This window comes from Thermomicrobiales bacterium (assembly GCA_041390825.1).
Taxonomy (GTDB): Bacteria; Chloroflexota; Chloroflexia; order Thermomicrobiales; family UBA6265; genus JAMLHN01.
This window is the reverse complement of sequence record JAWKPF010000032.1, coordinates 1-20,919: the sequence shown is the minus strand read 5'-3', so window position 1 is coordinate 20,919 and position 20,919 is coordinate 1. Positions and strand designations below refer to the sequence as shown.

Here is a 20,919-nt window from a genome sequence, read left to right as displayed (position 1 = left end):
CAGGGGAGAGTGCTAGACTCCCTTGGCTGGGAGCCGCCCGGACCTTATACTTCCCCGAGGCTTCGGGGGAGCGACTCTGTTGTGACGTGCGTTCATTCCGTGCACCCCGGCCCATTTGACCGCTTTCGACACGAAATGACTCGACTCCCTCATGGCTGAAAAGCGCGACTACTACGAGATTCTTGGCGTCTCTCGCACCGCCACGGACGATGACCTGCGCAAGGCGTATCGCAAGCTCGCCCGTCAGTTCCACCCCGATGTCAATCGAGACCCGGGCGCCGAAGAGAAATTCAAGGAGGTCAACGAGGCCTACGAATGCCTCTCTGACCCAAACCGACGCGCCGCCTATGACCGGTACGGTCACGCTGCCAACGGTTCCGGCGGGGCAGGAAACCCCTTCGACTTCGGTTCATCCACGTTCACGGACATCTTCGAAACTTTTTTCGGCGGGGCGACGCAGGGACGTCGCCGAACCGTAAGCAACCGCGGTCAGGACCTGCAAGTGACCGTGGAGATCGACTTCGTGGAAGCCGTCTTTGGCGCCGAGAAGGAAGTCGAAGTGACCCGTTTGGAGACCTGCGAAGGCTGCAACGGCACGCGTATGCGGGATGGCAAACAGCCGCAAAAATGCGAGACCTGTGGCGGGAGCGGTGAGGTTCGTCGCGTCCAGCAGACCATTCTTGGCCAGTTCATGAGTTCTGCGCCGTGTTCCTCGTGCAACGGGGAGGGTGTGCAGATCACCGATCCATGCCCGCGATGTCGTGGCAAGGGGCGGGTGACGTTCGCGCGTCGCATTTCGGTGACTATTCCGCCCGGAATCGACGAAACAGCAACCCTGCGGTTGACCGGACAGGGAGAGGCTGGACCCGCTGTCGGACAGCCGGGCAACCTCTTCGTCAAGGTTCGCATCAAGCCGCATCAATACTTCTCACGACAGGGCAAGACGATCCAGCTACAGGTCGGTGTCAACGTGGCGCAAGCCATCCTCGGAGACGAGATCGAGCTCGAAACGGTCGATGGCTCGGTTGCATTCAAACTCCCGCAAGCCACTCAGTCCGGTCAGCAGTTCCGGCTGAAAGGGAAGGGCGTGCCTGACATGCATGGCGGAGAACGCGGCGATCAGATCGTGACCATCCACGTCATCATCCCGAAGGAACTCACGGATGAACAGCGCGACTTGGTCGAGCGGCTCGGCCAAACGCTCGGATCCGATCTTGCGCCGCAACCAACGCATCGCGGCTTTTTCGATAAGGTGAAGGACGCGCTCGGCGTCTAGGTTCCCTGGCACGCGTCGTCGACCGTCAGGTTCGACGCCAGTGCTATCATTTCAGCCGCGATTCGCGCCCGTTCGGCAGCGTCGCGGTCACCTATTCGCGGGTGGTGAAAAGGTATCACATGGGTTTTTGGCACCTATATTCCAGGTTCGAATCCTGGCCCGCGAGCCAATCGAATTCCCCGAACGCGCCTAGCCCCGGCCACGACCGCTGATGTCGTCGCTCTCTGTCGTCATTCTCGCTGCCGGCGCCGGCACGCGCATGAAGTCGAGCCTGCCCAAACCGCTCCATTCGGTCGCTGGACGCTCGATGCTGGCGCATGTCGTCGATACTGCGCGCCAGCTCGATCCGCTCGATATTGTCGTCGTCGGCAGCCAGGATGTGCTCGACGCGATGGAAACGGCAGGTTGGGCTGGAGGAATCTCGGTCGTCGAGCAGAAACCACCGCGGGGCACAGGTGACGCGGTCCGAGTTGCTCTCGACGCCGGCGCGAATGGCGACGCATTGCTCGTGCTCTACGCCGATCATCCGCTTGTCACCCCGGATGTGCTCGTTCCGCTGATCGAAAAGGTCGTGCACGATCACAATTGCCTCGCCGTTCTGACGTGCAATGTCGACGACGCAGCCGGATATGGCCGCATCGATCGGGACGAGTTGGGTCGTCTGCGCACGATCATCGAGAAAGTCGACGATGACGAATCGCGGCGCATTGGCAGCACTGAGATCAACAGCGGGGTCATGGCGCTCGATCGGAGATGGGGCGCCGACGCGCTTGCCAATCTCGCTCCAAATCCACGCAAGAACGAATACTTCCTCACCGATCTTGTCGCTGTCGCGTACAGCGAGGATCCCGAGTCGGTTGGCTCGACCCCCGGCACCACAGACGTGTTGGTCGGAGTCAATGATCGTGCAGAACTTGCAGTGGCCGATCATCTGCTGCGTGAACGGAAGCGCGCGCATCTGCTCGATTCGGGTGTGACGCTCATCGCGCCTGTTTCGAATCAGATCGACCTCGACGTCGAGATCGGCGCCGACTCGATCGTTGGACCCAACTGCATCATCGAGTCAGGCACACGAATTGGCCAAGGGTGTCGTATTGGTCCCAACGCAGTGATCCGCAACAGCACGTTAGCCGAACGTGTCCGGATCGAATCGTCCATCATCGAAGACTCGGCGATTGGCGCAGATTCTGATGTGGGACCGTTTTCGCACGTGCGTGGTGGCGCCGAAATCGGTGCACGCGTCCACATCGGCAACTTCGCAGAGCTCAAGAATGCCCGCGTGGAGGAAGGCGTCCGGGTCGGCCATTTTAGCTACATTGGCGATGCCAGCCTGGGGGCCAACGTCAACATCGGCGCAGGCACCGTGACCTGCAACTTCGATGGCGTCGACAAGCATCGCACCGAGATCGGTCACGATGCCTTCATCGGAAGCGATTCCTTGTTGATTGCTCCGGTGACCATTGGCGATGGCGCTCGCACCGGGGCAGGTGCGGTTGTGACCAAGGACGTTGCGCCGGGCGCGACGGTCGTCGGCATGCCAGCTCGACAGATTCGGAGAAATCCGGCAGCAGCCGGCGAGAGAGGCGAGGAGTAGCGATGGAAGGCCGCATGCAGGTGTTCACTGGAACGTCTCACCCTGCGCTGGTGGATGACATCATGCGCGAGCTCAACGCACCGCTCGGTCGCGCCATCGTCAGCACCTGGAAGAACGGCGAAACGCGCGTCAAGCTCGACGAGAACGTGCGCGGATCAGATGTGTTCGTCATCCAGTCGCTCTGTGACCCCGTGAATCACAACATCATGGAGCTCTTGCTCATCATCGACGCCCTGCGCCGCGCATCCGCGGACCGCATCACCGCGGTGATTCCCTATTTCGGGTATGCGCGTCAGGAAAAGAAGACGACCGGTCGCGAACCGATATCCGCCAAGCTGGTTGCGAACCTCATCGTTACCGCCGGAGCGCAACGGGTGCTCACCATCGATCTGCACGCGCCCGCCATCGAGGGTTTCTTCGACATCCCGGTCGACCATCTGCGTGCGACTCCATTGCTTGCACGGCGATATGGCAGAGAACACGAAGGGCCCATTGTCGCGGTGAGCCCTGACGCCGGCGGAGTCACCCGCGCGGAAGACTTTCGCGCGCGCGTCGGCGGATCGCTCGCCATCATCTCCAAACAACGCCCGGATGCAGACTCCACCGAGGTGATCGAGATGGTTGGCGACGTGGACGGCAAGACCTCCGTGATCATCGATGACATGATCTCGACAGCCGGTACCCTGACAATTGCGGCGGACTTGCTCGTCGAGCGCGGCGCACAACACGTGCATGCCGCCGCTACGCATGGCGTTTTCGCGGGCGAAGCCATCGAGCGAATTCTTGGTTCGCCGATTTCGAAGTGCTACGTCACCGACACGATTCCGCTTCCGCGCGCAGAGCTTGGCGATCGCCTCGAGGTGGTGACCGTTGCTCCGCTTCTGGCCGAAGCGATCACCCGCATCCACAAAGACCTGTCGGTCAGCGCGCTGTTTACCTAGGGGGTGGGAAGTCAGCTGGAGCGGGCGAAAGTCGCTCCAATCGCTGATCGCCGAACCTCGATCACATTGTGATGCACCGACAACCTTCGCTCACCAGCCGCGACGCATCCGAAGCCAGGCGTCTTCTTGGTCGGCCGATGATCCGCATGGGCGACGTCACATCGACCATGGATATCGTCCGCCGTCTCGAAATCATGGGTGTTCCCGAGGGCGTCGCTGTCCTTGCCGCATCCCAATCCCGCGGCCGCGGTCGTGCCGACCGCATTTGGCATTCTCCCGCAGATGCTGGTCTCTATTGCTCGGTTCTCCTTCGGCCTGACATCCCGGTGGATCGGTTTCAGGCGTTCTCGATCGCGACTGGTCTTGCCGTTTGTGATGCTCTCGACCCAGACGCTTCCCTCGGGCTCCAGCTGAAATGGCCCAACGATATCGTTGCGCGTGATCTCAAACTGGGCGGAATTCTCATTACCACGAATGTGCAGCACGCGCGTGTTGCCTCTGCGGTCGTGGGAATTGGTGTCAATCTGCGGCCGGCTCCGGAGATGCCCGAGACGGCAATCTCACTTCAGCAGCTCTCTCCCGATGCTCGCTCGACGCCAGTCGCGATAGTCCACTGCATCTTTGAATCGCTGTCCCAACGTTATGCCATGGTCCTTGCTGGTCGATCGGGAGATGCGATCGCCAACTGGCCAGATCGTCTAGCGTACCAGGGGCAACAGATCAGCCTCCAGGACGGCCAGATTCTTCACACAGGAACGCTTCGCGCCATCGACGCAACGGGCTCCCTCATCATCGATGGCCCGCACGGGCCAGTAACTGTGACATCCGGTGAGCTCACCCGTGGCCCCCGCCTTCTCGACGCATGATCGCCGACCATCCGCCACGCGGCCCAGCCTCCAACTCGTTTTAGGACTCACGACTTACGACCCAGGCCCAGTACTCCGGACTCAGGACTCCGGACTCTGAACCCGGCTCCATCCCAATTCGCCATTCCGGCTAGTCGCGCCATATCACCCTCACCTATACTCACCGATTGGCAAATGGCGCGCCGAAAATCCGGTTCGGTGCGGTGGATTCCAGTGAAGGGCAATCGATCGACGATGGATTTCAGTCTCACCGAGGAGCAGATTCAGGTTCGCGACATGGTGCGCGAATTCGCCCAGCGTGAGGTCGCGCCCTACATTCAGGAGTGGGACGCCAAGGGCGAGTTCCACCGCGAAGTGCTGACCAAGATGGGCGAGCTCGGTATCCTCGGTCTCCCCATCCCTGAGCGGTATGGCGGGTTGGGTCTCGACTATGTCTCCTTTGCGCTCGCTTGCGACGAGCTCGAGTATGTCGACACCTTCCTGCGGGTCGTCATGAGCGTGCACGTCGGCCTGAACAGTCTTGCCCTCTTGCAATGGGCAAATGAGGAGCAGAAGCAGCGCTGGCTGGTTCCGCAGGCGCAGGGCCTGAAGATGGCGACCTTTGGCCTCACCGAACCGAACGCCGGTTCCGACGCAGGTTCGATCGAATCGACCGTCGTGCGCGATGGCGACCACTACATCCTCAATGGCGCCAAGATGTGGATCTCGCTGGCCGATGTGGCCGATCACTTCCTCGTCTTCGCCAGCATCGACCGCTCGAAGAAGCATCACGGTCTGTGCGCATTCGTGCTCGAGCGGGGCATGGAGGGCTTCACCACCGGCACCATCAAGGGGAAGCTCGGTGTCCGGGCCGGCAACACCGGCGAGCTCGCCTTCAACAATGTGCGCGTCCCGGTCGAAAACCGCATTGGCGAGGAGGGCGAAGGCTTCAAGATTGCCATGAGCTGCATCGACCAGGGACGGTTCACGGTCGGCGCAGGAGCGGTTGGGCTCATTCGCGCTTCGCTCGACGCGAGTGTCCGCTATGCGAATGAGCGTGAGGCGTTCGGCCAACCGATTGGCAAGTTCCAGCTCGTGCAGCAGATGATCGCCAAGATGGTCGCGGGGCACCAGGCCTCGTACCTGCTGACGATGCAGGCCGCCGAGCTCAAGAACCGGGGTATTCGCAACACACGCGAGACCTCGCTTATGAAGTGGTACGCCTGCGATCAGGCGCTGCAGGCCGCCGATGACGCGATCCAGATTCACGGTTCGTATGGCTTCTCGAACGAGTATCCAGTCGAACGTTTCTGGAGAAACTCGCGGGGAGCTGTCATCTACGAAGGCACCCGCGAGGTGCATACGCTCCTGCAGGCCGAATATGCCCTGGGATACCGGCAGGACAAGCCGCTTTCGCACCCGCAGCCTCCGGCGCAGGGATTCGATTCGGCCGAACTGCTTTCGATGACACGATAGAAACCGCGAGGTTTTCTCATGACCAAGAGCGTCATACTCGGCGGCGCACGCACGCCGGTCACCAAGATCAACGGCTCGCTCGCGAGCAAGACCGCGGTCGAGCTGGGCGCGGTCGCGATCGAGGGCGCGCTCGAACGGGCGGGGGTTGCGCCGGAAGAGGTCGAGCACGTCATCATGGGCCAGGTGCTCCAGGGTGGCGCCGGACAGATTCCTTCCCGACAGGCGCAGCTGCTGGCCGGTATCCCGCGCACGGTCACTTCAGAAACGATCAACCGAGTTTGCGGTTCTGGTCTGCGCGCAGTCACCCTAGCGGACACGCTCATCAAGGCTGAGGGTTACGAAGTCATCGTTGCCGGTGGCATGGAATCGATGTCACAAGCGCCTTATTTCGTGCGTAACGCGCGGGGCGGCATGCGCATGGGCAATGGCGTGTTTGAAGACATGATGATGACCGACGGTCTGTTCTGCGCGCTCGATCACGTTCAGATGGGTCTCCATGGCGACAATGTCGCCGAGGAGAACGGCGTCACGCGCGAAGAGCAGGATGCTTGGGCGCTTCGCTCGCACCAGCGCGCCATTGCCGCCCAGGACGCCTGCCGGCTTTCGGCTGAGATCGTCCCGGTCGAGGTCAAGACGAAGAAAGAAACGATCGTCGTCGACAAGGACGAGCAACCTCGCCGTGACACGTCGCTCGAGGCGCTTGCCCGACTCAAGCCCGCCTTCCGCGAGGGCGGTACAGTCACTGCCGGGAATGCGCCCAGCGTCAACGATGGCGCCGGGGCATTCGTCGTTACGAGCGAGACATGGGCGGATGATCACGGACACGAACCGATCGCCCGCATCGTCTCGCACGGCGCCGCTGCCTGGGATCCGCCCTATCTGGCGTACACACCGCAGATGGCCGCGGAGATCGCGCTCAACAAGGCGGGGTTGACCGTCGCCGATCTCGATCTGGTCGAGATCAATGAGGCGTTCTCGAATGTGGCCCTAATCGCCTCACGGCGGCTGGGCGTCTCCGAGGACATCGTCAATGTCAATGGCGGTGCGGTCGCGCTGGGTCACCCGCTGGCTGGCAGCGGACCGCGTATCCTGCTGGCGCTCATCTATGAGCTCCGAAGGCGCGGCGGCGGCATCGGACTAGCGGGCATCTGCTCTGGCGGTGGCCAGGGCGATGCGATCATCGTCGAGGTTCCGGGCGCCAAACATGCCTGACGCCAAGCTCTTCAAACTGCCTGATTCCGAGCCGTCGATCGACGGCTCGGTTTTTCGCGCCCCTGGGTCCGTCGTGGTCGGGGATGTGCAGATCGGGCCGGAGTCCAGTGTCTGGTACAACGTGGTCATTCGTGCCGACGTGTCGCCAGTCCGTATCGGATCTCGCACGAATATCCAGGACGGCTCGGTGCTCCACGCCGATCCAGGCTTTCCCTGCATCATCGGTGACGATGTCACCGTGGGCCACAAAGCCATTGTGCATGGCGCGCAGGTCGCGAACGGAGCGCTGATTGGCATGGGAGCAATCCTGCTGAATGGCGCGCAGATCGGTGAGAACGCAATCGTCGCCGCTGGTTCAGTTGTGACCGAGGGAACGTTCGTCTCTCCAGGAACGCTCGTCGCGGGTATCCCGGCGAAAGAAAAGCGGCAGTTGGACGACGAAGCTCAGCAGATGGGCCGCAAAGGGGCGGAAGGATACGTTCGCAACGCGAAGCGTCATCTGGGCGCTGCCCCAGTGGAGGAGTAGAACCATGGCCATCGAAGTCGAACGACGGGGCGCTATTGCCGTCGTCACCATGAGTCGCCCGGAAGCGCTCAATGCCTTCAACAACGAGCAACTTGTCTCGCTTGCCGAAACCTTCGATCTCCTCGCGGCGGATGGCTCGATTCGAGCGGTGGTGTTGACCGGTGCCGGTGATCGCGCCTTTGCAGCCGGCGCCGATATCAAGGAGATGAAGGATCTCGATGGGGTGGGCGGGCTTGCCTTTGGCCGCGCCGGCCATCGCGCCACCCGCGCTGTCGAGGAGTTGCCACAACCCGTCATCGCGGCGGTGAACGGATTCGCGCTGGGCGGGGGCTGCGAACTCGCCCTCGCCGCGGACATCCGACTCGCCTCGGAGAATGCGGTATTCGCCCAGCCCGAGGTTACCCTTGGTATTCCGCCGGGCTGGGGTGGCTCGCAACGATTGCCACGCCTCGTCGGCCCGGGCATGGCGGCCGAGTTGATTCTGACCGGACGGCGGGTGAAAGCCGACGAAGCGCTTCGCATCGGCTTGGTCAACGCCGTCTATCCGCTCGATCGACTCATGGACGAGGCGGTCAAGATGGCGGAATCTATTGCTGCCAACAGCCCGCTCGCGGTTCGTTCCGCCAAACAGCTCATGCGGTTGGCGTTCAATGGACAGACTATCGACGGGCTCGACAGCGAGGCAAGAGCTTTTGGCGTTGCCTTCACAACCAACGATCAGAAAGAGGGGATGACGGCGTTTGTCGAGAAGCGCGCCGCAACCTTCCAGGATCCAGCATAAGGACGTTTCATGGCCTACAAGATCGCTGTTCTCGTCAAACAAGTGCCCGATCTCAATGCAATGCGGATCGATTCCGCTACGGGCAAACCCATCTTCGGTGGGCAAATGGTCATCAGTTCGTATGATGACTATGCCATCGAAGAAGCGATTCTCCTCAAGGAAAAGCACGGCGCCGATGTCACCGTGATCGCCGCCGGACCGTCGGGCGCGAAAGACGCTGTCACCCGCGCGCTGGCGATGGGGGCCGACAATGGCGTGCTGATCGAAATGGCTGCCAACGATGTCGATACACGTGTGCTGGCTCGTGTGCTGGCGGAACAGCTGTCCGGTGGTGGATTCGACATCATCCTGACCGGGCAAAGTTCGGACGACACCGGCACCGGCCAAATCGGACCGCAGGTGGCCGAACTGCTCGGACTGCCCAGCGTTTCTTCCGTCATTGGTCTCGATGCCAACGGGTCGACACTCACACTCTTGCGCGATACCGAAGATGGCAAGCAAAAGGTATCGACAGAGACGCCGGTTCTCGTGATGGCATCAAGTGGCCTGAACGAACCTCGCTATCCGTCCCTCAAAGGCATCATGGCCGCCAAGAAGAAGCCGCTCGAAACGATCAAGGTCGACGTTTCGGTTCCGCATGACATCAGTTGGGGCGAACCATATCGGGAGGAGCGCGCTGCCAAGGGCACCATCGTTGCCGATCTGCCCGCGTCGGACGCTGCCGCTCAACTTGTTGCCTGGCTGCGGGAAAAGAAACTCGTTTAGGCGCCCATCGAGACATCTCCTATGCTCAAACTCTATTCCTGGAACGTGAACGGGCTTCGCGCCAACATCAAGAAGGGCGCGTTTGCCGCCTTCGTTTCCGCGTGCGATCCGGACATCTTGTGTATTCAGGAAACCAAGGCCAAGCAAGGTCAGGCGGAGATCGATCTCCCGGACTATCGCGAATACTGGTATTCGGCTGAGAAACCCGGGTATAGCGGAACGGCGATCTTCACAAAGATCGAACCGTTGCGCGTGGTCGAGGGGCTTCCATCCGACATCATCGACCGATTCGATTGGTCGATCGATTCCTATGGCAACCCAAACGACGAGGGGCGTGTGCTCGCAGCCGAATTCGAGGAGTTCTGGCTGGTTACGGTCTACACCCCAAATGCCAAGGACGACTTGAGCCGTATTCCGCTTCGTCAGATGTGGGATCCGGCTTTCCTGGCATACATCGTTCGCCTCGAGGAGCAGAAACCGGTCATCTTCTGTGGTGACCTGAACGTCGCGCACAACGAGATCGACCTTGCTCGCCCAAAGCAGAACATCGGCAAGAAGGGATTTACGAGCGAGGAACGCGGCGGTTTCCAGGCGTTCATCGATGCTGGATTGATCGACACCTTTCGAACGCTGCATCCAGACCGAACTGGCGCCTATACCTGGTGGTCTCAGATGGCCAACGCCCGGGCCAGGAACATGGGTTGGCGTATCGACTACTTTCTGGCTTCAAGAGCACTCGAGCCTCGTATTGTGTCGGCCGATGTGCACATGGACATCATGGGTTCCGATCATTGTCCGGTATCACTCGTGCTCGACCGATGATCGGCGAACCTGCGTAACGATCGACGAAAAGCATCCACGTCATCGGGCCGTTTTCGACCCGGACAGCGCCAGAAGGCAACAGGAGCAAACCATGGCATTCAAGAAGATTCTCGTCGTCGGCGAGTCCGGTCCGAACGGTATCCGTCCCGAATCGCTGGAGGCGGTCACCGCGGCCAGGGAACTGGCGGCCATCAGCGGCGCCGAGCTGGCAGGCGCAGTCGTCGGCGCCAATGCGGCAGATGCGGCGGCGACATTTGCGAAGACGGGCCTTTCGACCGTCTATCTCGCGAACGATCCACTGTTGATGACAGATCAACCAATCACCAAAGCAATCGCTATCGCAGCGGAGACGTCCGGCGCTGATGTTCTCATCTTTGCCGGCACGACCACTGGTCGTGATGTTGCCGCTCGTCTCGGGGCCCGGCTGAATGCAGCAGTTGCCTCAGATGTTGTTGGCCTGGATGGCAGCGGTCCGGATATCATCGCCCGTCGTTCGATTCTGGGAGGCAAGGCACTGGTGGACGTCACCCTCAAGGGTGACCCCGCACGCATCGTCAGTCTTCGACCAGGTTCCTGGGCGAAGGCTGCAACCGACCAGACGGCCGGCAGCATCGTCCCGCTCGAAGTCCCGCTGACGGACAGCGACACCCGCGTGCGTGTCGAAGGCTACGAGACTGGTGGCGGGGATGCCGGCGTGAAGCTGCAGGACGCGGAAATCATCGTCGCCGGGGGCCGTGGATTGAAGGAAGCGGAGAACTTCGCCCTTGTCGAGCAGCTCGCTGCGACGCTCGGCGGAGCCGTGGCTGCGTCACGCGCGGTCGTCGACGCAGGGTGGCGTCCCCATCATGAGCAGATCGGCCAGACTGGCCAATCGGTTACCCCACGGCTATACATTGCAGTCGGCATTTCCGGTGCGGTGCAGCACAATGTCGGCATGCAAGGTTCCGAGTACATCGTTGCGATCAACCGCGATCCAGACGCCCCGATTTTCAAGATCGCGTCATTTGGAATCGTTGGGGATCTCTTCGACGTCGTGCCAGCGCTGACGGCCGAACTGGCCAAGTAGGGACAATCGCAGATCGATTCGACGGCAAGAAATGGGGGCCAACAATGGATGACGATCGATTCGACGCGATAGTCGTCGGAGCCGGCCCCGCCGGAATCACTGCCGCACGCGAGTTGGCATCCGCGGGTTTGTCCGTCGTGGTGTTGGAACGGGGTCAATACCCAGGCTCCAAGAATGTCTCTGGCGGCATTCTCTATCGGCAACCGACCGAGCAGTTCGCTCCAGGGTTCGAAGAGGAAGCGCCACTCGAGCGGCCGATCATCGAGCAGCGCTATCTTGCGCTCACTGAGGACGCGATGCTTGGAGGCGTCTTTCGTTCGATGAGATTCGCTGAGCCTCCCTACAACGCCTACAGCGTGCTTCGGTCCGAGTTCGATCAGTGGTATGCCTCGACGGCGGAAGCCGCAGGCGCCGAGGTCTATCCAGAGTTCACCATCGTCGACCTGATCTGGGAAAACGGCAAGGTTGCTGGCGTCACAACTGGCGACGAAGATGGCGAGCTGCTTGCGCACTGTGTCGTGCTTGCTGACGGGGCAAACTCACTGCTGGCCAAGGCCGCCGGGTTGCATCGTGAGTGGCAACCGTCTGAGCAGGCGCTGATCGCGAAAGAACTCATCGCGTTGCCAGCGGAGAAGATCGATGACCGATTCGCGCTTCCGCAAGGGATGGGTGCGGCGTACGAGATCTTCGGCGAGTCCACCTGGGGGCTTCTCGGCTACGGCTTCATCTACACGAACAAGGAATCGATATCGATCGGCACCGGCGCGCTCTTGCAGGACTTGATCGACAGCGGCCGCAATGTAAGCGACATGCTCGACCGCTTCAAGCGGCACCCGGCCATTGCGCCATTGATCGCCGGCGGCGAAACGATCGAGTACGCCGCGCATCTCATTCCAGAGCTCAACGTGGATCGCCTGCCACAGGTTTACGCAGACGGGGTGGTCGTCGTTGGAGACGCGGCTGGATTGCTCAATCCGGTCAACCGCGAAGGCGCGAACCTCTCCATGCTCTCGGGCAAGCTCGCCGCCGAAACGATCATCGAAGCCAAGGCAGCTGGCGACTACTCTGCGCACGCGCTATCGGCCTACAAGCGTCGCCTCGACGACAGCATCATCATGGCCGATATGAAGAAGGTCTCCAAGATGGCGCCGTTTGCGCATGACCGGCCCCATCTCTTCACCGAGTACCCGAAGCTCGCTGCCAGCGCCGCACTCGAGTATCTGACCGTCGACGGAGTCTCCAAGAAGGAGAAGCAGAAGAAGATCATGTCGATGGTGAAGGGTCTTCCGAAGCGCCGTCTCCTGGGTGACGCGTTCGGTGCGTTGAGAACTCAGCGGTAGTCGCGAGGGGCCCAGCAGCTCTCGCCGCGAACCCCGCACGACAGCAGCTACGCCGCGCTGAGACGAGCGGCGCGCACCTTTGTGGTCTCAGCAGTGTCGACTTCGCCGTGTTCGTCGAACACGACGCCGTAGAGCTCCTGCGCGGCCTCCACGGACACCAGCTCTTCCAGTACGTCCTCTTGCACCCGATCTGGGTCTCGCAGCAACGGGTTGCCAAAGCCTCCGCCCCCACCAGTCCGAATCGAGAGCAGATCGTTCTTTGCAATTGGCTGATCCGGTGTCTTGATGATTTCCACGCCTTGCCCGTAGATCGACGAATCGAGCACGCCATACGTGCGACCGCCGGGCAACCCGCCTTCGACGCCAGCATGTGGCGCAATGCATCGCTCGAGGACCGAGATCATTCGACCATCAGCCAGCAACCGATAGTCACGCCGTACACCCAAGCCGCCACGGAACTTGCCTGCTCCGCCGCTGTCCTGAATGAGCTCGTACCGTTCGATGATCTCTGGATCCTTGGCTTCTTCCAATTCCACTGGGAGATTGCGGCTACATGCTTCCAGGATATGGACCATGGCGCTCTCGCCGTCGGCAAACGCGGATGCGCCCATGCCGATGCCTTCGATATTGGCCTCCACCCACATTTCGCCTGTCTGCACGTCGAATCCATAGCGAAAGACCGCACAAAGGTCTCCTCCCGATTGCGCCGGCAATCGTTCCGGAAAGATTGGCGACATAGTGGACATCACCGCCTCGATGGCGGTCATGCCCGGCCACCCGTAGAGATTGGTGGGAGCCGCATCATGAGGGTTGAAAAGCGATCCCTTGGGCGCAACCACGTTGATTGGTCGGAACGATCCCTCACAGGCCGCAGAATCAGGCGCGGTCAGGATCTTGCCCAGCATGCGTGAGATAGAGATCGCCGTGATGAATGGAACGTTCATCGGGCCACGTTGCTGCTCCGCGGACGCAGAGTAGTCGAACGTGATCTCGGCAGCGTCTGGATCGATCGTAACAGTCACACCGACTCTCAGCGGCACTCCTCGATCGATACCGTTATCGTCGCTGAAGTCGATACCAGTCCAGGAGCCGGCCGGCATCTGCCGAATGGCATCGCGCGCCATCGTTTCGGCATGGTCATAGATCTCCTGGACACAAGCATTGACGGTACCGAATCCGTACTTGTTCAGCAGTCGAAGCACGCCTTCTTCTCCAGTGCGGAAGCTCGCAATCTGGGAGTGGATGTCACCCCAGATCGTCTCTGGGGCTCGCGAATTCGACTTGATCACCGCGGCCAGTGTTTCGTCGAGCGCACCGCCTCGATAGAGCTTGACTGGCGGCAGGCGCAGGCCTTCCTGGAACGCATCGGTCGAGTCGGTGGGGTAGGGGTCCTTTGCGCCGACATCGACAAGATGCGCCTTGCTTGCGGCGAAGCCAAACAAGATCTCTTCGTGGAAGATCGGCATCCAAAGCATCATGTCTGCCGGATGCGATCCAGTGTATTCGGGCATCGAGGTGCAGAAGATATCCCCAGGTGCGATGTCGTCCTTTCCTCGCTGGGCAAGACTACGCTTGATACCGGGACTCAAGGTGCCCATGAAGGCAGTCAGGCCAGGAGCCTCGGCCAGCGTGCTCGCATCTGCGTCGAGAAGCCCGCAGGCAAAGTCGCGATCCTCGTAGATGATCGGGGAAAACGATGTCCGCTGAATGACCTCGCGCATTTCACGCGCGGTGGTCAACAGTGAGTTGTGAACCACTGCTGTCGTAATCGGATCGACCGCTACCGTGTGAACCATCAGTTCGACCTTTCAGCTTCTGTTTTCATCTCCATCGATTGAGAAATTGACCACGTCTGCCGGATGGAATCGGTGGCGGCTCGGTCGAGCACACCGTCCGACGTGACGGCGACTCCATAAAGATCTCGGGCCGCTTCGACAGACACAAGGCCTTCGATGACGTCCGCCACCACACGATCGATGTCGCGCTCGAATGGGTTTCCATAGCCACCACCGCCGCCGGTGACGATCGTGAGAAGGTCTCCTTCGGCAATTGGCTGATCCGGTGTCTTCATGAACTCGGTCCCCTGGCCATAGATCGAAGAATCGAGGATTCCGATCGTGCGGCCGCCAGGCATGCCGCCGGCCACACCGGCGTGCGGAGAGGTGCAGCGCTCGAGCGTGGAGATCATGCGCCCGTCCGCCAGGAGCCGATACGCACGGCGCACACCGAGTCCTCCCCTGAACTTTCCGGCCCCTCCGCTGTCGGGCACAAGTTCGTAGCACTCGATGATTTCAGGGTTCTTGGTTTCTTCCAGTTCGACAGGGAGATTGCGGCTGCAGGCTTCCTCGATATGAACGATAGCGCTCTCGCCATCTGCCCATGCGCTCGCCCCCTGGCCGATACCCTCGATATTGGCTTCCACCCACATGTCGCCGGTTTGAACATCGAACCCGTACCGGAAGCAACCGCAAAGATCTCCGCCCGACTGGGCCGGGAAGCGATCGGGGAAATCGCCTGCCAGGGCTTTCAGGATCGTCTCGACAGCAGTCATTGACGGCCAACCATAGAGATTTGTAGGCGCAGAGTCATGCGCGTTGAAGATCGAACCCAATGGAGCGACAACTTTGATCGGTCGAAACGATCCCTCGCAGGCGACTGATTCGGGCGCAGTCAGGATCTTGCCCATCATGCGCGCGCACGAGATGGCCGTAATCAGCGGTGCGTTCATCGGCCCACGTTGTTGCTCAGCCGAGTCTGAAAAGTCGAAAGTCACTTCTGCGGCGATGGGGTCGATGGTGACCGCCACTCCAACTCGAACTGGTACTCCGCGGTCGATACCGTTGTCGTCGCAATAGTCGACTGCAGACCATGTCCCTGCTGGCATCCGGCGAATTGCTTCTCGCGCCATGTGCTCTGCATGGTCATAGATCTCCTGCACGCAAGCATGCACCGTGTCGAACCCATACTTGTCGAGCAGTCGAAGCACTGCTTGTTCGCCAGAGCGAAAACAGGCGACCTGAGCATGGATATCTCCCCAGATCACTTCGGGTGCGCGAGAGTTGGACTTTATGACTGCCGCCAGTGTCTCATCGAGTCGACCAGCCCGATAGAGCCTGACAGGCGGGATGCGCAATCCCTCCTGGAACGCATCGGTCGAGTCGGTGGGGTAGGGATCCTTTGCCCCGACATCGACGAGGTGGGCCTTGCTCGCCGCGAATCCGAACAGTCTTCCGTGGTGGAAGATAGGCATCCAAAGCATCATGTCGGCCGGATGGGAACCGGTGAACGCAGGCATCGAAGTGCAGTAGATATCGCCCGGCTGAAGCTCGTCTTTTCCACGCTCATCCAGTGAACGCTTGATCCCTGGACTGAGCGTTCCCATGAACGCCGTCAGTCCCGGCGCCTCTGCCAGCGTGTTCGCATCGGCGTCAAGCAAACCGCACGCAAAATCGCGGTCCTCATAGATGATCGGTGAGAACGAGGTGCGCTGGATCGTCTCGCGCATCTCTTTGGCGGCGGTCAGAAGCGCGTTGTGGACGACTGCAGTGGTGATGGGATCAGCTGTGACTTGCCCCGGCATGACTAGTCATTTCCGACTGCGATGCGCAGCGCGCCGAAGTCATCGACCGTTGCTACATCGCCTGGCATCAGGACGGTGACATGACTTGGTTCCTGGATGAGCGCTGGTCCAGCAATCGTCGCACCCGCTAGCAGCCTCGATCGATCATAGATTCCGGCATCGCGCCACTCGCGATTCACGAAAACCTGCTTGGTGCTGGTCAGTGCGTCGTTTGCGGATTCCTCGCCTTTCTCGATTTCGACCAGTGGCAGCCGATGCATCGATCCGAAAACACGCAACCGGAAGGTCACGGTCTCGCGCTTGGAGGGCATCTTGTGCCCATAACGCACTTCGTGAACTTCATCGAAGAGTTCGGGCAGAACATCGATGAGCTTGTCGTCGATGGGTATCTCGCCGAGCGGTACCTCGACCTCGTGACCTTGCCCGGTGTAGCGGCAATCGATCGACCGGTGGAATGAGACCTTGCCGCGCGGCACGCCGGCTTCGTCAGTCAACTCGTAGGCTTCCGACTCCATCTCGGCAAAGAGGCGCCCGACATAGTCGAGATCGAGAAGCGGAATCTGCTTCAAGTAGCTGCGCGCGAAGCTACCGACAATGTCGGCACTCAACATCCCCCATGCCGAGAAGACCGACGGATGTCGCGGGATGATGACATTCGGAATGTCGAGCGTGCGAGCGACTTCACTTGCGAATAAGCCGCCGCCGCCCCCGAAGGCAAGTAAGGCGAAATCACGCGGGTCGTGCCCCTGACCCACCAATGTCTGCCGCGTGACATTCGCCATATTGTTGCGAGCGACCGTAAGAATGCCCTCTGCTGCTTCTTCGACTGAGAGGCCAAGTTGCTCGGCGATCGGTCGAATGCCGGCCAGCGACAGATCTGGGCGCAGCTTCATCTCACCTCCCGCAAAGAGCGTGGGATCGATCAAGCCTGTCACCACGGCCGCGTCGGTGACAGTGGGTGAGTTTCCTCCGCGGTCGTAGCACATCGGCCCCGGATCCGCCCCAGCGCTCGCCGGACCGACGTGCAGACGGCCACCGGAATCGACATTCGCGATGCTGCCCCCACCCGCACCGACGCTTCGCACGTCGATGCTCGAGACTTTGGCGGTGTATCCCAATAAATCATGTTCGGTGGCCAGCAGCGTCTTGCCGTCGACGACGATCGAGACGTCGTAGCTCGTCCCGCCAACATCGCCGGTTACCAGGTTCGGTGTGCCGAGCTTTTCCGCCAGGTATGCCGCTCCGATAGCGCCTCCCGCAGGACCGGACTCCATCATCTGAATCGGTGCCCGGCCGATCGCCTCTACGGTCGAAACTCCGCCCGTCGAGTTCGCAATGAGCGGCGAGTTCGCCAGCCCAGCATCTTCGCGCAGAGTCTTGTCGAGCCGATCGAGATAGCTCACCACTGGTTTCTTGACATAGGCATCGATCACGGTCGAACTCGTGCGCTCGTATTCGCGAATCTCACGCGCGACCTCATGGCTCATAGACACATAGATATCTGGATCGACTTCACGGATGATGTCGCGCACCACCAGCTCGTGGCTCGGGTCTGCATAGGCATGCAAGAGGCAGACGGCGATCGACTGTGCGCCGAGTTCCAGGAGCTTCTCGGTAACGACTCGCACTTCCCAATCATCGACAGGCTGCAACACAGTCCCATCGAACATCATCCGCGCCGAAATCTCCAGTCGCCTGCGACGCGGAACCAGTGGCTTCGGTTTCTCCCAGAAGATGTTGTAGATGTGCTCGTCCGGTCGGTCGATTCGCCGAATCTCCAGAATATCCCGGAAACCCTTCGTTGTGATGAGGCCGGTGACAGCCCCCCGCTGAGTCACGAGCGCATTCGTTGCAACGGTCGAGCCATGGATGAACTGACCGACCTCGTCTGCTGCCACGCCAGTTTTGGCGTACGCGGCCATGACACCCTGCACAACATCGGCTGGGGTGGTGGCAGCCTTGTCGGCCTTGATTTCTCCGGTTTCGTCGTCCACCCAGACGATATCGGTAAACGTGCCTCCGATGTCAGTTCCGATGCGGATCATCTCGTTGCTTCCACCTTCCCTAGACCGCCATTGCCTGGTAGTCCATATCGATCCCAAAATGACGCGGTCCCCAAACCGCGAGCGCTTCCGGTGTCCGCATGATGTCGGGCACTTGCACGGCCATTACCTTGACGCGTTGGCCGTAGCGGAGTTCTTCCGTGGTGATCGGCTCTGCCGTCTCACTGTCAAGTACGCAGATGAGGTCTGGAACAACTGCTAGCACGCGCTCTCCCTGTCGCGCAATGATGTTTTCGTTCTGAAAGCTGATGAAGAGCTCGTCGTCCGCAGCGGAATCCGCAAGCGGCGCGATGCGCACATGTCCCATCGCCCAGCCTTGCTCGGTTCGACGGCTGACCTCGGTGATCTTGCCATCGAAGATCACCTTTGCCGGTGTGTACTCCGTAGCGGAAAACACATCACTGATTGCCGCGAACGGGTCGCGATGCTCTTCGCGTGCTTCGCGGATCGCTCGGCCGACCCGCAAACCGAGCCCAATCGTGCCCGAAACAGAAACACGCTTGGTCGTTGCGCCGTCCATCGGGAATTCTGCGATATACCCGACACCGCCCATGCGGATAGTCAACCCGCGCGCGAACCACTCCAACGCGAAGTTGTCATGCGCCTCGATCACGCAGGTGTCCAAATGATCGTTCGTGAGTACCAGTGGCGAGCCGCTAACACCGTAGATGTGAAAGGTCTCATGGAAGAGTTCTGGAAACGCGCGACCCATGCCGTCGCCGTCCACCACGGGAATGCCGAGTCGCAATCCCACCACCAATGGCATCATGGAATTCATGCCTCCCGCCTCGATTGGCATGGTGGCGAAGCCTTTCCTGCCGAGGTGTTCTTCCAGACGCTGGAATGAGGAAACCAGCTCCCCGCCATTCGGCAGCTTCTCGACGATGCAGGTTGGTGCACCCATCATGGCGGTAGGAATCACGAGCGCGTCGTCGGGCACTTCGGACAGATCGAGGAGCTCGATTTCTCGTCCAGTTTCGTCCAGCGCTCGTTCGACCATAAGCCGGCCGACATACGGATTTCCACCGCCTCCCGTTCCCAGGAAGGCCGCCCCGCGTGCCAGATCCTTCAGATCCTCGCGACTCAACTTCAAGCCCAAGGGACGTATCCTTTCATGTCGGCTAGTCTCGATCGTGGTTGCCGAACTGCTCCCATGAGGTGAGGTCACGGGTGGTCACCGACTTCGGAGCATCTGCGGCGAGGCCACGGTCCACCGGCTTTGGATCGCCCAGCATGATGAGCAGTTCCACGGACATGTTCGGCGGAAGGCCGATCACGCCTGCGATGCCCGACTGGCTGAACGAGGTCACCGGACAGCTTCCAACTCCAAGCGCATGAGCCATGTTCAGCATGTTTTGCGCAGCGGTTCCAACATCGACATAAGGAATCATCGAGGGTTCGATAGAGGAGAACTCACGCGACACCTGGTCCCAGTCGATCAGAATCGCGATGATTGCATGCGGTTCGGCCAGCATCCCGGGAGAGAACGATCGGATCTGGCGAATCCTGTCCGAATCGCGTGTGATCAAGAAGCGGTGTGGTCGCAGATTCCCGCCGCTGGCGGCCCATCGCCCGGCCTGGACGATCTCCCACAGCGCATCGTCAGAAACTGATTCGCCGGTGAACGAGCGTACCGCTCGCCGGGTCATCATGTTCTGAAAGACGAGATCGCTCTCTTTGCTCATTCGGTGCTGCCCTCTGAGGTGGTCACCACATACTCAGCCATTCCGCGAGGTGCGTTGCGAAGAAAGTCATAGAAGGCCGGCTTGTCCCACATGCACCACTGCTTCTTGACATCGATCTCATCCTTCAGGTTTGCGAGGTAGCCGTCGTCCGGTACGGAGCCGTTGGACTCCATGAATCCAATGAGCCGGCTAACCGCGTCCACCAGACGCAATGGCCCATAGTGAATCGGCTCCTTCAACGTGATTTCCGCGGAACTCAAGAGAAACGAGATCAACTCGTTCGCCTGTGCCTCGGTCAAGACCGCATTCTGCTCGTCCATTTCAGTCTTCCGCAGCAAGTGATTCGATAGGCGAGTACTCGATGTCGTATCCGAAATAGCGAGGACCGGCGAGCTCGATCCCACCCGCAGTCCGCCAACGGGGGTCGCAGGGTATCCCCAACACCGCGACACGGTAGCCGTATCGCAGCGATTCGGTCGTAATCGCATTGCCCGCCTCGGAGTCGAGAATCGTGATCAGGTCCGGCGTGCTGGCGATCGTTCGGTCTCCTTCGCGAGCGATCAGAAACTCGTTCTGGAAATCGATCGCAAGGCGACGACCTTCATACTCGTCCACACCATCGATCAACGCTGTCCCGCGCGCGAATCCGGTTTCGGTGCGCCGGTTCAGATCTGCGATCTTGCCCTTCCAGATCAGATGACCGTTGGTGGCGGCGCGAACCGCTTCCACCGGATCGACGTGGGACGCATGCGCGGCTCGGATCGTCTTGCCAATCGATTCGACCTTTGTGATCGTGCCGGCCACGGCAGCTGCTTTGATCTGCTTGCCTGTCATCACGAACAGCCCAATGAATGCTGAGCAACCCATATCGATGGCGATCGTACGAGCGAAAGTCTCGGTCCAGCGGTTGTTGCAGGTATTGAGAATGCAGGTGTTGCCCTTTTCGT

At 60.5% G+C, this 20,919-nt stretch carries 19 protein-coding genes and 1 tRNA gene; 13 read left to right on the top strand and 7 right to left on the bottom strand.

Annotated features, from left to right (window positions below; translation table 11 throughout):
* Window positions 1-151: 151 nt before the first annotated feature.
* The 13 genes from dnaJ (at window position 152) to R2855_15715 (ending at window position 12,644) form a co-directional block, all read left to right on the top strand.
* Complete coding sequence (gene dnaJ / locus R2855_15775; protein ID MEZ4532454.1) at window positions 152-1,276, top strand: molecular chaperone DnaJ; 1,125 nt, start codon at window positions 152-154, stop codon at window positions 1,274-1,276.
* 95 nt (window positions 1,277-1,371) lie between these two features.
* Window positions 1,372-1,445 (top strand) — tRNA-Gln (locus tag R2855_15770).
* Window positions 1,446-1,487: 42 nt separating this feature from the next.
* Window positions 1,488-2,870 (top strand): bifunctional UDP-N-acetylglucosamine diphosphorylase/glucosamine-1-phosphate N-acetyltransferase GlmU, encoded by a 1,383-nt coding sequence (glmU, locus tag R2855_15765; protein ID MEZ4532453.1) that lies wholly within the window; start codon window positions 1,488-1,490, stop codon window positions 2,868-2,870.
* A gap of 2 nt (window positions 2,871-2,872) precedes the next feature.
* Window positions 2,873-3,811 (top strand): ribose-phosphate pyrophosphokinase, encoded by a 939-nt coding sequence (locus tag R2855_15760; protein ID MEZ4532452.1) that lies wholly within the window; start codon window positions 2,873-2,875, stop codon window positions 3,809-3,811.
* A 146-nt stretch (window positions 3,812-3,957) separates the two neighbouring features.
* Window positions 3,958-4,677 (top strand): biotin--[acetyl-CoA-carboxylase] ligase, encoded by a 720-nt coding sequence (locus R2855_15755; protein MEZ4532451.1) that lies wholly within the window; start codon window positions 3,958-3,960, stop codon window positions 4,675-4,677.
* A 234-nt stretch (window positions 4,678-4,911) separates the two neighbouring features.
* Window positions 4,912-6,132: an acyl-CoA dehydrogenase family protein gene (locus tag R2855_15750; protein MEZ4532450.1), complete on the top strand. Its 1,221-nt coding sequence runs from the start codon at window positions 4,912-4,914 to the stop codon at window positions 6,130-6,132.
* Window positions 6,133-6,150: 18 nt separating this feature from the next.
* Window positions 6,151-7,344: an acetyl-CoA C-acetyltransferase gene (locus R2855_15745; GenBank protein ID MEZ4532449.1), complete on the top strand. Its 1,194-nt coding sequence runs from the start codon at window positions 6,151-6,153 to the stop codon at window positions 7,342-7,344.
* Complete coding sequence (locus tag R2855_15740; protein ID MEZ4532448.1) at window positions 7,337-7,870, top strand: gamma carbonic anhydrase family protein; 534 nt, start codon at window positions 7,337-7,339, stop codon at window positions 7,868-7,870. Before R2855_15745 ends, R2855_15740 begins: the two co-directional genes overlap by 8 nt.
* 4 nt (window positions 7,871-7,874) lie before the next feature.
* Window positions 7,875-8,651, top strand: a complete 777-nt coding sequence (locus R2855_15735; protein ID MEZ4532447.1) for an enoyl-CoA hydratase-related protein — start codon at window positions 7,875-7,877, stop codon at window positions 8,649-8,651.
* Between the two features lie 9 nt (window positions 8,652-8,660).
* Window positions 8,661-9,416: an electron transfer flavoprotein subunit beta/FixA family protein gene (locus R2855_15730; protein ID MEZ4532446.1), complete on the top strand. Its 756-nt coding sequence runs from the start codon at window positions 8,661-8,663 to the stop codon at window positions 9,414-9,416.
* A 21-nt stretch (window positions 9,417-9,437) separates the two neighbouring features.
* Window positions 9,438-10,238: an exodeoxyribonuclease III gene (locus tag R2855_15725; GenBank protein MEZ4532445.1), complete on the top strand. Its 801-nt coding sequence runs from the start codon at window positions 9,438-9,440 to the stop codon at window positions 10,236-10,238.
* A gap of 91 nt (window positions 10,239-10,329) precedes the next feature.
* Window positions 10,330-11,304, top strand: coding sequence for an electron transfer flavoprotein subunit alpha/FixB family protein (locus tag R2855_15720; GenBank protein MEZ4532444.1), 975 nt, complete (start codon window positions 10,330-10,332; stop codon window positions 11,302-11,304).
* 44 nt (window positions 11,305-11,348) lie between these two features.
* Complete coding sequence (locus R2855_15715) at window positions 11,349-12,644, top strand: FAD-dependent oxidoreductase (protein MEZ4532443.1); 1,296 nt, start codon at window positions 11,349-11,351, stop codon at window positions 12,642-12,644.
* Between the two features lie 47 nt (window positions 12,645-12,691).
* On the opposite strand, the gene R2855_15710 is transcribed toward R2855_15715, so the two are convergent.
* The 7 genes from R2855_15710 to R2855_15680 all read right to left on the bottom strand — a co-directional run.
* Window positions 12,692-14,440, bottom strand: coding sequence for a hydantoinase B/oxoprolinase family protein (locus R2855_15710; protein ID MEZ4532442.1), 1,749 nt, complete (start codon window positions 14,438-14,440; stop codon window positions 12,692-12,694).
* Window positions 14,440-16,224 (bottom strand): hydantoinase B/oxoprolinase family protein, encoded by a 1,785-nt coding sequence (locus R2855_15705; GenBank protein ID MEZ4532441.1) that lies wholly within the window; start codon window positions 16,222-16,224, stop codon window positions 14,440-14,442. Before R2855_15705 ends, R2855_15710 begins: the two co-directional genes overlap by 1 nt.
* A gap of 2 nt (window positions 16,225-16,226) precedes the next feature.
* Window positions 16,227-18,269 carry a hydantoinase/oxoprolinase family protein gene (locus R2855_15700; GenBank protein MEZ4532440.1) on the bottom strand — a complete coding sequence of 681 codons (2,043 nt, stop codon included), beginning with the start codon at window positions 18,267-18,269 and terminating at the stop codon, window positions 16,227-16,229.
* 19 nt (window positions 18,270-18,288) lie between these two features.
* A complete protein-coding gene (locus tag R2855_15695) occupies window positions 18,289-19,380 on the bottom strand; it encodes a DUF917 domain-containing protein (GenBank protein ID MEZ4532439.1) in 1,092 nt (363 codons plus the stop codon).
* A 28-nt stretch (window positions 19,381-19,408) separates the two neighbouring features.
* The gene (locus R2855_15690; GenBank protein MEZ4532438.1) at window positions 19,409-19,972 is read right to left on the bottom strand and encodes a nitroreductase family protein; all 564 of its coding nucleotides are present in this window, start codon (window positions 19,970-19,972) and stop codon (window positions 19,409-19,411) included.
* A complete protein-coding gene (locus R2855_15685) occupies window positions 19,969-20,292 on the bottom strand; it encodes a DUF6092 family protein (protein MEZ4532437.1) in 324 nt (107 codons plus the stop codon). The genes R2855_15690 and R2855_15685 overlap by 4 nt, the downstream gene beginning before the upstream one ends.
* Before the next feature lies 1 nt (window position 20,293).
* Window positions 20,294-20,919: DUF917 domain-containing protein (locus tag R2855_15680; protein MEZ4532436.1), on the bottom strand; the 626-nt coding region annotated here is incomplete at its 5' end.

Bases quoted from the DNA above. Each gene is read 5' to 3' on its own strand.
- R2855_15740 (MEZ4532448.1), top strand. From the start codon at position 7,337: ATGCCTGACGCCAAGCTCTTCAAACTGCCTGATTCCGAGCCGTCGATC.
- R2855_15690 (MEZ4532438.1), bottom strand. From the start codon at position 19,972: ATGAGCAAAGAGAGCGATCTCGTCTTTCAGAACATGATGACCCGGCGA.
- R2855_15685 (MEZ4532437.1), bottom strand. From the start codon at position 20,292: ATGGACGAGCAGAATGCGGTCTTGACCGAGGCACAGGCGAACGAGTTG.
- R2855_15705 (MEZ4532441.1), bottom strand. From the start codon at position 16,224: ATGCCGGGGCAAGTCACAGCTGATCCCATCACCACTGCAGTCGTCCAC.
- R2855_15735 (MEZ4532447.1), top strand. From the start codon at position 7,875: ATGGCCATCGAAGTCGAACGACGGGGCGCTATTGCCGTCGTCACCATG.
- R2855_15720 (MEZ4532444.1), top strand. From the start codon at position 10,330: ATGGCATTCAAGAAGATTCTCGTCGTCGGCGAGTCCGGTCCGAACGGT.
- R2855_15745 (MEZ4532449.1), top strand. From the start codon at position 6,151: ATGACCAAGAGCGTCATACTCGGCGGCGCACGCACGCCGGTCACCAAG.
- R2855_15760 (MEZ4532452.1), top strand. From the start codon at position 2,873: ATGGAAGGCCGCATGCAGGTGTTCACTGGAACGTCTCACCCTGCGCTG.
- R2855_15750 (MEZ4532450.1), top strand. From the start codon at position 4,912: ATGGATTTCAGTCTCACCGAGGAGCAGATTCAGGTTCGCGACATGGTG.
- R2855_15710 (MEZ4532442.1), bottom strand. From the start codon at position 14,440: ATGGTTCACACGGTAGCGGTCGATCCGATTACGACAGCAGTGGTTCAC.
- dnaJ (MEZ4532454.1), top strand. From the start codon at position 152: ATGGCTGAAAAGCGCGACTACTACGAGATTCTTGGCGTCTCTCGCACC.
- R2855_15700 (MEZ4532440.1), bottom strand. From the start codon at position 18,269: ATGATCCGCATCGGAACTGACATCGGAGGCACGTTTACCGATATCGTC.
- R2855_15715 (MEZ4532443.1), top strand. From the start codon at position 11,349: ATGGATGACGATCGATTCGACGCGATAGTCGTCGGAGCCGGCCCCGCC.
- R2855_15725 (MEZ4532445.1), top strand. From the start codon at position 9,438: ATGCTCAAACTCTATTCCTGGAACGTGAACGGGCTTCGCGCCAACATC.
- R2855_15755 (MEZ4532451.1), top strand. From the start codon at position 3,958: ATGGGCGACGTCACATCGACCATGGATATCGTCCGCCGTCTCGAAATC.
- R2855_15730 (MEZ4532446.1), top strand. From the start codon at position 8,661: ATGGCCTACAAGATCGCTGTTCTCGTCAAACAAGTGCCCGATCTCAAT.
- glmU (MEZ4532453.1), top strand. From the start codon at position 1,488: ATGTCGTCGCTCTCTGTCGTCATTCTCGCTGCCGGCGCCGGCACGCGC.